Raw genomic sequence first — 13,061 nt, forward strand, 5'->3', positions numbered from 1 at the left:
TACAAACGAAGTATTTTAGTTTACTGTACAGGTTGGTGCTAACAATTCACCACTGTAACTTGCTTGCATACCAAAGATAGTTGTTTGACCTGCAGCCAACATACCGTTGTAATCTAAGTTTGTAACTGTAAACGTGCTATTCGCACCTTCAAAGTGACCGCTCCAGCCAGAAACGAAATCTACAGCACTGTTAAATTTCAATTCAACAGACCATGTATTTACGGCTTCACTACCGTTATTTTTTACAGCAATATTGCTAATAGTAAAGCCAGAGTCCCACGCGTTAATTTCACCAACAGAACATGTTAATTCACTAGGCTCGATAACAGGTGCCGTTACAATTAAGTCAATAGAGTCGCTGGCATTAAGTGGTTTGTTACTCTTATCAAGAGCAGTAACAGTAAGAGTATATACACCAGGCTCAGTTGGCGCTGTAATAACACCTGTGCTACCAGAGAATAAACTCGTTAAACCATTAAAGGTCACTTCAAATCCAGTGGCATCAGTTAAATCAACACTTACATTAATTTCACTGTTAGTTTCAACACTGGAATCGCTTAATGGCGCTGATACCGAAATTTTTGGTTCAAGTACGATTTCATTAACTGCCGTGAGTGTAATTTCGTCCGTGATAGCCAGTTCATTACCTGTTTCATCAACACCAACAAGGTTAACTACAAAGTCACCTTCTTCTATTGGCGCTTTAAAAACAGCAGTACCCGACGTTTCAGCTTGTTGCTCAACAAGTACACTATTAACGTACACGTTTACTGAGTTTATTTGGCTTAATGAATAAAATAAGTTTATATCACTGCCTGTAAGTACAACTGAACCTTCAACTGGTGACGTTATGTTAACCGAGGGCGTTAAATCAGCAAAGTATTCGTTAAGGCTAACACCGGTTTCGTCACTACCTAAGGCTACTTGGTGATCTAAACTAACGAACTTACCTTCATTATTTGTCCAAAGTGAAGGTTTGAATAAGTCGTATTTTTCTTCATCCCACGTAACCCAATCATTATTTAACAAACCACCGGTATCACCTGAGTTAGGATTTATGCACCAAAAAGTGTGGTGTAATTTATTTTCAGTGATCAGGTCTCGTATTGCATACATCCATGCTTCATTATCACCACCATCCATAAATCCACCCCACTCGCCAATAAGTAAAGGTGAAATATTTTCTTCATGAATGAACATCCAATTGTCTTTCCAAACATCTTTATAAAGCGTTTCTTTATCGAACCCTTCATAAAACCAACCCTGGGCAAATACTAAAGGACCGTAATCATGTGGTGAATACATAAACTGTGATTGGCGCTCACCTAAATCAATAGGAAAATCTTTAACACCACGTAAGTTACCGCCCCACCAGTTATTGTGGTAATCGTTTTTATCTTTGCTTGTCCAAGTAATACCATCAACAGGGAAGGACTCGATACCTTCACACGTAATTAGCATATTAGGGTTTGCATCTAAAACTCGGTTAGCAGCTGTTTCACATGCATATTTCCAGTTATTTTCGTCTGTAGAATTATCCCACTTTGCAAAATCGTTGTCTGCCCATGGCTTACCATGTGGTTCGTTTTCTAAGTCAAATGCAATAATCGTATCGTCATTTGCATAACGAGCTGCAACCCACTCCCAGGCAGAATAAAAGTCTTCTGAAGTTATATCACCTTTGTACCACATTTTTTCGATATGACCTGAGTTATCAGCCTCAGCACTGTGTACGTCAAGTAATACTTTAATACCTATTTTTTTTGAGTGCGCTAAAAAGGCATCAAACACTTCAAGCGAAGTAGCCCCCACTAAATCTGGGTTGGCAGCAGTATTTACACTAACACGTTTGTAAATACCATTTTGCCATTCTTTAAGTAGCTCTGTTGAAATAGGAACACGCAGAATATTAATACCGCGAGCTGCAATGCTATCAAGTGTTGACTCTAAATTAACAGACCATAAACCATGAAAAACACGCTCTGTAGCATTAAAACCAAACCAATTAGCACCGGTTAACCATACTGAATTCCCATTAGTATCAACTATTTGATTACCTTCAACGTGTAACCAGTCATCGTTATTTAAAGGAGTGCCAGCGACACTAAGTGTGCTTAATGTCGACATTACTGTTGCAATTAACGTCTTTTTAAACTTCAGTTTCATTTTACGCTTATATACGTTCATATTTTCTATATCACTCTCATAGTAATTAAATTTAAAAGAGGCTAAGCGCTCTACCATATAAGCAAACATCAACACAAAGACTCAAACTAAGAACATTAATCATTCTATTAGCTAACCGCTGAGTTGGTTTTCAATTAACTTATAGAGCAACATTTATGCTCTTACCTAGTTAAAATATTTAGCTTTTAACAAATCTTAAACAACTGCAGATTTATTAAGCGAAAGAGGATAGCGGAGTTCCTATAATAGGTCAATTATTACTAGTGAATTAGATTTTTATAGTTATATAGCATTGGTTTTTAGCGAGTAATATAAAAAATAATGCATCCAGTTACTACTAATTAACAATTAGTATTGTAAAAAAACTTAATACTCTTTACTAAAGTGAAAAATATTAGTATTAAAAATCCTAATTTATACTTTGTTCGTCATTTTTATTTATTAAAGGCTAGATCAAATTTGCGACTCGGTATCTCAATAGTTGACAGATATTAAAAACAGTTCAAAATCCTTTTTTAGTTTCTGTAATCGGGATTTGTAAATTGTTAATCTTACTAAGTAACACCAATTGATTTACAAAATAAAACCCATAACCACAAACTATTAACAAATCCTTAGTTTGTTTTAGTGCTATTAGTCTTTAGTTTCTGTCTTTTGATTAGACAATCACATCAGACTCTAACTATCAGTTTTATAGTAAATTTAAATCCCTCTATGGATAATAAAAACAAGTTACCGCCTAGCTATAAGCGACCTATTTATACAGCTCATCACTAAGCGGTTTGTAACCACAACTTAAAAAGTCGTCAAAATTCAATTTGTTTATATAACGCTATGATTAAAATTAATTTAATCTCATTAAATATAAAAAGGCTTTTAATTCATATTCTTGACGCTTTGCGGCAAAGATTAAATGTAACGATAACCTATTGAATTGGAATATAAAAAAAGGAAAAGCAATGTCATTTTTAACTTTCAAAATAAAAATAATTATTTTAGGTTTATTTGTATTTAACAATGTGTATGCAAATGATTCACTCAGCCACGATTTTAACGACGGAACACTAGGATCTTATTTTGAATGCACCTCAAAAGCGCCTAATTTCACTCGAGTTGAGAGCGGCCGCGTAATTACTCATTGGTATGAAAAGGGCTATGATGGAACAAGGACCTCAAAAGGAACTGAAGCTTGTGCTCCCTTAGATGACTTTAAATCCACCAAAGAAACATGGCTTGGATTCACAATAAATATTGAAGAAAATCATACTACTGATACTGAATCAGGTATCGCTCAAATTTTTCAGTTTGTGGACAATTCAGACATATTTACATGGGCAGGTATGCTTAAATATGAACAAGGAGACCTGACTTTTGTTCGCCGTAGTGCCAATAACACAAGTTCACAAGTCCAAAGAGTTGTTGAAGCGAATTTTACAAAAGGGGAAGATCACCAAATCATTATTCATTACATTTTGTCTGCTAATAATACCGGTAAGATTGAGATATGGGTTGATAACGTACTAAAGTACGGACATTACAATATCAATTTTGGCTTTGGTAACTTTAATCATAATGATAGTCAATATGACGACACATATGTTGAGTTAAAGTTTGGTCAATATAACTACGCTGTTGACGAATATAGAAATAATGAAGAACGGATCATCTATTATGACAACATGACCTGGTACAACGGCACTGACGGTTATTCGGTAGTTGATCCTTCCCCTTCTAAATTGTTCCATATTACAAAGTTTAATGCCTCTGAATTTGCTATTGACGGAAACAACGACTCTGAAAATGGTCAAAATGTATACCTTTGGTCTAGCCGAACTACAAATAACAACCAAAAATGGTACGAAATTGATCGCGGTAATGGCTACTATTCATACCAAAAATATAAAACTGGCTATTGCCTAGATGGAGGTAATGGAGCAGACAATGGACAAAACATCTATTTATGGCAGTGCGAAGACAACAACCAGAATCAGCATTGGAAAAAAGTATATGTAAAAGCAAATACATACCACCTAACTAAGCGAAACGCCCCTCTTTATGCTATTGACGGAAACAATACTGGCAATGATGGCCAAAACATTTATTTATGGAAAGCGAGAGATACAAATCAAAACCAACAATGGGTATTTAAAGAACTAGATTAAAGTTTAAATTATCGTATTAATTGATAATAAAAATTAACAAGTGTGAGTGATTGTGAAGTTGCTTACACTTGATATTTGATAGTAGTAGATCCCGTTCAATTGTGGTTTGGTCAAAAGTATGTGTATAGCCATCACTACGCTAAAAAGTTGACTTATATCTATAAATTTTGAATTACTGTCTATGCCAAACCTTACAGTAAACACCATTATTTAAGAGCAAATTTATTATAGAAAAGTGGCTTTTTGTTTAAGTCTTCACTCTAACAAGTGAATACAAGTAGTCTACTTCGCTATACCTTTTCATTACCTTAATCAGGTCCAAAGTAAGGAATAAAAACCATCTCTACGTTAAAAAAATAGTACTAAGCAAATATAAAAATAGTTATTTACTCCTTCCCGTTATCGGCTATTCAAATGAAAGGCTTAGATTATTTCACTGTGAAAAATAGGGTTGAGAGCACTTTAAATATTATTTTTATGTATCAAAGCTGCGAATGTAAACATTTTTACAAGATAAGAAAAGTAAGAGTTAAAATTTCAAAAAGGATAATACAATGAAGCTACAAACACGCTTTTGCAGGTTATTAATGCTGCTGAGCGCCATCACAACTTGGAATAATCATGCCATAACGCCAAACAAAGAAAATAACAACAGTTATCAAAGTGAAGCATGGTTTTCTTTTAGTGCACAAGCTTGTCATGGTGGTAATCACCAAGCATTAAAGATTAATAACGGCAGTATTATAGCTAATCAAAGTATGAGTGAGCTTAGTTGCTCTATTACTCGCATTGATCACACACTTGTTTATAGCATTCAATGGACAGGCGATGACTTCGACCATGACGGCATAAATGACACGTTATCGTTTAATGTGAATGTTGAAGGGTTTAGTGACAGTACCTTTACTAACAGTAGTACTAATGTTGAAGCGTCGATGACGCGTTTAGGTACTTCCGATGAAGTTAATGTTTGGATTAATCCTGATAATACAGAGCAAAGCGTATGGGATATCGCCAATGATAGCAGCGAAGGACAAGGTGAAGGCCAAAGTTTGCGAGTTACAATTAGTAATCTCGAAGTAAAGGTAGATGACTACCAAGCACATTTTAATGGTTTTAACTTCGTACAGCTTTTAGAAACAAATGGTGGTTACGCCCACCAATATATGCTAGGAAAAGGCACTGGGCTCAATCCGCAATCTTTTAATACGCCTACATCAGATATTCATTTTGATACCGTTGACGAGTTTGTTATCACCGGTGCAGGCGATGCATTCGATAGCCGCTCCTGGGGTGTTGCAGAAATGCAATTTTCACTTTCTATCAATAACCCTACAAGTACTCCGGTATGGGAAGCGTCAGATTTATCTTTGCATGGGACTGGGCCTACATACAGTGAAGTTTATCCCGCTGAAAAAAAATCCCGACAAGCATTATTCCCTAATTTCTCGTGGGACACCGTACCGCGTTGGTTAGCTGTACGTAATCATGCGCCTTATACCGATGAACAAATTGCATCGATTGCCGATCATTACCAACTAGTTATGTTAGAAAAAGCAAATAAGGCAGGATTTAATAGTGTTGACGAAGGCATAAAAGATACAGCCGCACGCTTAAAGCAACTTAATCCTAATATCAAAACCTTATTTTATTGGAACACGCAAATTCATTACACTGGTTATAGTAGTGATAATAACTATGAAGAAAATAAACTATCTTGGAGTAAATTATTAGAAAATAGTGAGCTTTACCTATTTAAAGATCTCTATTATTGGTATGACGAAAACAATAAAGAGCTAAGAGATTGGTGGGTTAATTTTCCTGTTGAAGTTGCTTCAGATGACAACATTGATGGTGTTTTTATTGATAAAATGCCAAAAGCAGCTGTGGATACACTGTTTGTAAACAAAGAGCCAGTAAGTGATTATGTGCGTATGATCAGTCAACTTTGGGAAAGTTTGCCTGAAGACAAAATATTAATTGGCAATAACTTGCGTGGTGAACGTCATAATGCAAGCCGAGCTTTTATGGAAATTCTCGATGGCTCGTATTTAGAGCGCTGGGACTATACACTAGACTATGACTTCCCGTCGCAAACCACCGCAGACGCTATTAGTTTATCCATGCAACTAATGCGTGAAGCATTGGCACAAGGAAAGATTATTAATTTCCAAACCAACCCAGATACCGATGAACCAGTACCTGACACTTATGAAGAAAAGCAAAAATATATGGCAAAACATGTAGATTTCCCATTAGCTATCTTCTTGATTATTGCAGAAGAGAATGCCTTCTTTAGTTATCAGCTTGGTGTTAATGCCACTCCTGCAGCGGAAAATATATGGGACACAAGTTATATTCCTGAATTTAACCGACCTCTTGGAGAGCCTTTAGGAGCGCCCGTAAAAAACAATTATATATTTACTCGTTCCTATGAATATGTTGATGTGTGGGTGGATGTTAAATCTCAAAAAGCCGTTTTAACATGGCGTGATGCACTGTAAAATATAGCATAGGGATTTCTTGCCTCAATAGCGATATTTCATCGGTATTGAGGCGAAGCTGTTTTAAGCTACAACTAACACTTTATTAAAATATTAAACGAATTGAAATCGAACAAGCTTTCACGGTATTGATTGAGGAAGATGATTTCAACTTTACTTAACTTCTCACCTTGTACAGAGTATGTGCCAGATAATAACTATCACTATATCATTAAGCCTGTTTACTATTTTATCATCTATGTACAGCACTGAATGGGTGTGATTACCCATCACGGCGTTGCTAAGAATACGGTGATTTTATCTGCCTTTTATCGAGCTTGGACTTCCCAGCTTTCCTTTTTGTCTTAAATCGTGTGTTATAAGCTCTTTGCTCAGGCTATCGTGTGATTGGTGGCGTGCAATAATGCGTTTACTTGCACGTTCTAGTTTTGCTTTTTTACGGACTAACTCATCGAATGTGCCGCTCCACTCTTTACTCGCATTGGACTTTAATTTACACCCATCAATGGCAAACATATTGCGGCCTATCAAGCCTTCTTCATCACATATCATCAGCACTTGCGTAAAAAGTGGTTCAATCTGTTCATGCATTTTAGCCACGAAGCCCGCTATTGATGTGTAATGCGGCTGGATATTACCCGACACACTCATAAATAAAATATTACGCTCGCAAGCTTTTGCAATCCGACGGCTACTGATAAACCCATGTGCATAGCCCAGTAAAATAATCTTTAACATTACCGAGGGCGGATACGCCGCCGCACCCGTTTTGTCATTGTTGTACCACGCGTCAAATCCCGATAAATCGAGTTTATTTTCGCCGATATAGCAAAGGGCATACTCAAAAGTGCCTCGCAAAATTTGCTCAGCGAAATTAATAGGAATTAATTTATTTTGACCGGATAAGTCAGGCTTGACTTCTCAGCCAAAGAAAGTGCTATGACAGTTTACCGAGCGAACGAATGGGTTCAAGGTTAAAAAGCAATCAACCAAAAATAGTTGAATAAGTACCTAAAAAGTAACTCTACAGCCTCAACGCCTCAAACACCGGCGCAGCTTTTATGCGGCCGAGTGCTTTGACTTGTTAAATGAGCCTTGGCTCGGGCTTAAGTTTATTAGGCTAACTACAGAACGTTTATCGATTGAACTAATATCCGAAAGCCAGTGATTCTTATACTTCCCCTGGTGTTATACATGCAATAGTACGAAACTCTCGTGTCATATGAGCTTGATCACTGAATCCGAATTGTTGAGAAACATCCGCCAGATTTACGTTTGTATGCAACCTTAAAAAACGGATTGCATTTTTAACCCTTAAAATGCGCTGATAATGTTTGGGTGTCATTCCCAGCCAATGTTTAAAAATTCGCTCGATTTGTCGCTGGCTCAACTCAATACTTTCGCTGAGTTGCCCCGGTGCTTCGTCTTGCGCTATACAATCCAATGCTTTTTCCAGAGAGTCTGGGATCACATTGGTAAAACCCAGATTAGTTTCTGCCCACATATACAGAGCTTCAACCTGCCCTTCCTTGTTTTTTTGCATCCGAAGGTCAGAATAAATCTGGTAGAGGCTATACAGTTGATCTTGTTCTGGAATTAATAACGTTGGCTTATCATAGTGCTGCCCCAATACACCATAACCCATTGCCGGATGGAAGCGGATGCCTGCAAGTTGCGCCCCAGAAGCCAGAACAATGTTTTCCGTCTGTTTATTTATCGGAAGCATGATGACACCTTCCGGCAGCACTTCATTCCCAATCTTCACGTCACCAACAAGATTAAAAATAATGCCACTGCCCGCATCAGAATACAGTGGCCTCATTACCGAATCCGATTTAAGTACAGATGCTGACCATATTCCTTGTACAAACGCAGACAGTTGTCCCGATGGTTGAGACAGCAGAAAGTTGAATGCTTGTTTAAGTGATTTATTGTGGTTTATAGCTGCCCACCTCTGGTTTAAATGTTTTGGCAATTCGGTTCCAGCTGTTGATTGCATTAATTGCAATGGTTAAATCAACAACGGTTTGTTCACCTAATACCTGTACCACTTTCTTATAGTTTTCATCGTCCGCTGGTTTACCTGCGGTCAAATACTCTGCCCAATCTAGTGCTACGAGTTCTATCTCTGAGTACAGGGGCATATCACGCCATGCGCTTAAGCCAAGTATACGTTCCAGAGTTTCACCCTGACTCAGCGCATCTTTGCTGTGCATATCGATACAGAAAGCACACTGGTTGATCTGGGACACTCTCAGTTTAACCAATTCCCAAACCTGAGTTGTCACTGTTTCTGAAACGCTAAATTGCTCACGTAAATAGCTTTCCTGATTCATGAGAATCTGCATTGCTTTGGATGCGAGATCCAAGTAGTTTGCACGTAAAGTCATATCTTATCTCCTCAATAGTTATTGGAGCAAAGATAGCTTATGTCTTAAGCCTAGTATTGAATATTTTCGACACGTATTCAGCTCAAATTGGGACTGATTGAGGCCATTTAGACATAATGACTCCCACACGGTGTTAGCCTCCGCTTTTCGTGGGTTAGCTTAATTCTAAGCCAGAGCCATACTTAGTTTGTCAATTAGCTAAACAGCAGAGGCTAAAATGAATAAACATAGCATACTTTTTATCGGTCTTGATACACATAAAGAATTCAATGAAGTCGCCTATATTGAAGAACATAGAGGTGCGAAACCCGTTCATCTTGGCCGAGTTTCGTCTTCCAAAGTGGCCGTTCAAAAGCTTGTTCGTCAGTTTGAATCTAAAGACCCTGGCGCAACGCTACACTGTGTTTATGAAGCTGGCCCATGTGGTTATTGGATTTACCGATTAATCACAAGCCTTGGCCATTGCTGTTATGTGGTTGCACCGTCTCTTATTCCTAAAAAACCAGGCGAGAAGATTAAAACCGATAAACGTGATGCCCTTAAGCTTGCTAAATTACTTAAGTCTGAAGATTTAACACCTATCTATGTTCCCGAGCCTGAAGATGAAGCCGTACGCGATTTATCTCGTGCGCGCGAAGTGGCAATGAAGGATTTAAAAGATGCTAAATATCAATTAAATGGCACTGCTGCTTCGCAATAATATTAATTAAAGAGGCACTGCAAATTGGTCACAAAAACATTTACGTTGGCTCACTGAGCTTGTGTTGCCACATCCCGCGCAGCACATCGTCTTACAAGAGTTTTTACACACAATTAATGAACGAATAAGCCGACTTGAACGGCTAGACAATGAGCTAACACACCATGTTCACCAGTGGCGTTATTATCCTGTAGTAAAAGCAATACAAGCTATGCGTGGCGTTCGTTTGTTGGTCGCCACCGGCGTTGTTGCTGAGCTTGGCGATTTATCGCGCTTCGACCCCCCCCCGCAAATTAATGAGTTATCTTGGACTTGTACCTAGTAAGCACTCGAGTGGTGGCAAACGCCATATTGGCGCCATCACAAAATTCGGAAACGGCCTAGCGAGGCGCCTTCTAGTTGAAGGCACACACACTTATCGGTATGCGGCAAATATATCGACAGATATGCAAAAACGACAAGAAGGTTTACCAAAGGACATTATTGATATTGCGTGGAAAGCACAACTTAGGCTCTGCAAGTGCTATAAAAAAATGATAGCCAAAGGGAAACATTACAACCTGGTTGTCACCGCCATTGCCCGAGAAATGATTGCATACATATGGGCAATTGCAAAAGAAGTGGTACTAACGCCAGTAAATACAAAACTTAGATTGGCAAGAGTACCTGCATGATAAACGAATTAGAGTTAATGCATAGGATCAAGCATCGGGAGTGGCACAACCACCGACGGCGTTAGGATGGCAATGCAGCTAACGCTTCATTGAACCACGAACATAGACTGAAGACAGGTGCCATCGGTGAACGCCACGGGGCGAACTAAGTAAGGTCGCTCTGTTACTAGAAATAGTAATAACCAACGACAAAATTGTCAGGAACAATTTTGAACAGCGTAGCTGATTCACGAAAGGCAGGACGCCTGTAGTCATATCAGCAAGATAACCGACGACATTACTTGCTTCATCCTATGTATTAACTCGCTCTAATTCGAGCCAAAGTAATTATGGCTTAAAAAGTGAAGCAAGGATCAGTGTGCTTAACTTGATAGTGGGAGTCATACCAACGCCTAAATAAGAGGCTAAATATAGTGGGCTAAAATGGAGCGAAGCGGACAGCCCGCTGTATTTAATCCTGCTTAATTCTCTTGTTATGCGTACTCTTCGAGTATGCCATATAAACCTGCAAACCTAATATTCAAAGTATCGTTGTGTTTTAATACGACTTTGAGTTCATTTTGATCATACATAATAGGATTTGCTTGAATAGAGCCAGTCCAAGATTTCATTAACAAAATTTCCGAAGTTGGAACATCTATTCCCCACCAATTCTCTACGAGTTTATTTAAAAAATTAACAAGAGACTTTAATGCAATTAGAGAATCTTCTGGGCAGTAATTCGATGAGTTCAGCGACATTTTTGTAATCTTACACTTTTCAGTAGAATCAGAGTCATCTGCTTTATGGTAATAAGCGACAGCATCATCACCTGGCGAGGTTACTACATCTTGTTTTATTACTTTTACTTTTGGGTGTACTAATTGATTACGTTGCTCAATTAACTTTTTTACTATTTGTGTTTCACTATCACCTCGCGGCAAAGAAATACCTTTGTGCCACTGAAGAATAAAATCAAATTTATCTAGTGTTGAAAATCTATCCACTTGAGCACTAATTTTGGAGTTTATATCAATAGATTTTAGAAAAGAATTTGCAGCAGCGTCCAATGCATAATTTACAGACAAAATGGAAGATGTAGATAAAGTTCTACGAACATGCTCATTACTTTCCGATGAAGCAAGATCATAAAGTAAAACAGCATCGGAAAATATTGAAAAAAAACTATTGTCCGTAATTTCGACTGAACGCTTCATAACACTCCTTGTACGCATAACTTTTCAATAACGGGCGCAGGCACGTAGGGCATAATGGCAAAGCCGCCCTGCGTGTATGTGTCCCAGCGAACGAAGTAAGTGAGTTTATTGAGTTGTTATGTTTCATTGCTTCTACGAAGAAACTCACTCAGCTCTTTTTTACTTTGTTCCGGCGTTTTTCCCGCTGTATCGATGACAATACGTACTGTTTTCCACAAATGATAATCCCTTGAAGTCACACTTTCCCACGACGGAAGTAAAAGGTTAGGAATATCCGTTTGCCTTTTTTCGACGCGCTCTCTGTGTTCATTTTCATTAGAGCAGATGACTTCGATTTCTGTGAAGGGCGATGAGGCTTTATTTGCAACGCTTATCCACGCTTCACGAGATTCTAAAACTGGATTGGTTGAGTCTGCCACTACAGAAAGGCCGTTTTTTAGGTTCTCTAGCGCGAGAGCAAAAGCAATCTTATAACCCTCGTCATATAACTTGTTAAATCCACAGCTTTTCAATTCTTGTTCGATAGTGTCGATGCGAATATGGACTGCACCCAATGAGGAAGATAAATACTTTGAAAGTTCAGTTTTGCCTGTCGCGGGCAGACCGCCAAGTATATACAACATAAGAGTTTATTGATTCCTACTCGAAACATAACGCCTAAATAACAGGCTAAGTAATGGTTGGCTAAAATTGTGTAGCGAAGCGAAACGTAGCCAACTGTTACGTGTCCTTGTTGATTTTCTTGTTATGTTGATGTTTGTAAACACATCCGAACTAAATGCCAAGAGATATAAACTAATGCGCCAAGCAATAAAGTATACATTTGTAACCTCCCCCAAAATCCCATGCGGGTTTGATGTATTTCAAACGATTCATTAAATTTTGTGTGTGTTAGACTTTCTAGTTCTTTAGCCTCAGTTTCCTCGAAGTTTTTCAGCTCATTAAGGCTCCTAACATATGCCACGTTTTTAAATTTAACACTGTTACCGTTCATAGTAAGTCTGATTCCAGCCCAAAAACTAACCGACCAAACCAAGACAGCAAAAAGCCAAATTAAATGATGTAAAACTAAAGCTTCCGTTTTAGTTTGTGATATGGCAAAGCCTATACCAGAAGCAGCAGCCGCCATTAAAAAGTATGTAATCTTATCTTGCGCCGCATTAGATATTTTTACTAATTCAAATTCACGATTTGACACGGATACTCCTAATCAACATAACGCCGCATTAAGCGGACTAAAATAGTGGG

9 protein-coding genes and 2 pseudogenes are annotated in these 13,061 nt (G+C 38.1%); 3 read left to right on the plus strand and 8 right to left on the minus strand.

What is annotated here, in order from left to right; all coding sequences use genetic code 11:
• Window positions 1-15 precede the first annotated feature (15 nt).
• Window positions 16-2,166, minus strand: a complete 2,151-nt coding sequence (locus J8L73_RS06915) for a cellulase family glycosylhydrolase (RefSeq protein WP_247659595.1) — start codon at window positions 2,164-2,166, stop codon at window positions 16-18.
• A gap of 980 nt (window positions 2,167-3,146) precedes the next feature.
• Here J8L73_RS06915 and J8L73_RS06920 point away from each other — a divergent pair.
• Together J8L73_RS06920 and J8L73_RS06925 are read left to right on the plus strand one after the other, a co-directional pair.
• Window positions 3,147-4,349 carry an RICIN domain-containing protein gene (locus J8L73_RS06920; RefSeq protein ID WP_211015670.1) on the plus strand — a complete coding sequence of 401 codons (1,203 nt, stop codon included), beginning with the start codon at window positions 3,147-3,149 and terminating at the stop codon, window positions 4,347-4,349.
• Window positions 4,350-4,903: 554 nt separating this feature from the next.
• Entirely contained in the window at window positions 4,904-6,853 is a 1,950-nt protein-coding gene (locus J8L73_RS06925) for a putative glycoside hydrolase (RefSeq protein WP_211015672.1), read from the plus strand.
• Window positions 6,854-6,966: 113 nt separating this feature from the next.
• Here J8L73_RS06925 and J8L73_RS19485 read toward each other — a convergent pair.
• The 4 genes and pseudogenes from J8L73_RS19485 to J8L73_RS06940 all read right to left on the minus strand — a co-directional run.
• Window positions 6,967-7,123, minus strand: a pseudogene (locus tag J8L73_RS19485) (transposase); the annotation flags it as partial.
• A 27-nt stretch (window positions 7,124-7,150) separates the two neighbouring features.
• Window positions 7,151-7,711 carry a transposase gene (locus J8L73_RS06930; RefSeq protein ID WP_247659596.1) on the minus strand — a complete coding sequence of 187 codons (561 nt, stop codon included), beginning with the start codon at window positions 7,709-7,711 and terminating at the stop codon, window positions 7,151-7,153.
• 313 nt (window positions 7,712-8,024) lie between these two features.
• Window positions 8,025-8,852 carry a helix-turn-helix domain-containing protein gene (locus J8L73_RS06935; protein ID WP_247655192.1) on the minus strand — a complete coding sequence of 276 codons (828 nt, stop codon included), beginning with the start codon at window positions 8,850-8,852 and terminating at the stop codon, window positions 8,025-8,027.
• On the minus strand, window positions 8,782-9,243 hold the full coding sequence (locus J8L73_RS06940; protein WP_211015674.1) for a carboxymuconolactone decarboxylase family protein: 462 nt from the start codon (window positions 9,241-9,243) through the stop codon (window positions 8,782-8,784). Before J8L73_RS06940 ends, J8L73_RS06935 begins: the two co-directional genes overlap by 71 nt.
• Window positions 9,244-9,460: 217 nt before the next feature.
• Here J8L73_RS06940 and J8L73_RS06945 point away from each other — a divergent pair.
• Window positions 9,461-10,617 (plus strand): annotated as a pseudogene (locus J8L73_RS06945) (IS110 family transposase).
• Between the two features lie 473 nt (window positions 10,618-11,090).
• Here the strand turns inward: J8L73_RS06945 and J8L73_RS06950 are convergent.
• The 3 genes from J8L73_RS06950 to J8L73_RS06960 all read right to left on the minus strand — a co-directional run bounded on the left by J8L73_RS06950 (window position 11,091) and on the right by J8L73_RS06960 (window position 13,011).
• The gene (locus J8L73_RS06950; RefSeq protein WP_211015676.1) at window positions 11,091-11,813 is read right to left on the minus strand and encodes a hypothetical protein; all 723 of its coding nucleotides are present in this window, start codon (window positions 11,811-11,813) and stop codon (window positions 11,091-11,093) included.
• A gap of 116 nt (window positions 11,814-11,929) precedes the next feature.
• The gene (locus J8L73_RS06955; protein ID WP_211015678.1) at window positions 11,930-12,436 is read right to left on the minus strand and encodes an AAA family ATPase; all 507 of its coding nucleotides are present in this window, start codon (window positions 12,434-12,436) and stop codon (window positions 11,930-11,932) included.
• 122 nt (window positions 12,437-12,558) lie between these two features.
• Window positions 12,559-13,011 carry a hypothetical protein gene (locus J8L73_RS06960; RefSeq protein WP_211015680.1) on the minus strand — a complete coding sequence of 151 codons (453 nt, stop codon included), beginning with the start codon at window positions 13,009-13,011 and terminating at the stop codon, window positions 12,559-12,561.
• Window positions 13,012-13,061: the final 50 nt, after the last annotated feature.

Origin of the sequence: Pseudoalteromonas sp. MMG006, from assembly GCF_018101025.1 — a bacterium.
Lineage (GTDB): Bacteria > Pseudomonadota > Gammaproteobacteria > Enterobacterales > Alteromonadaceae > Pseudoalteromonas.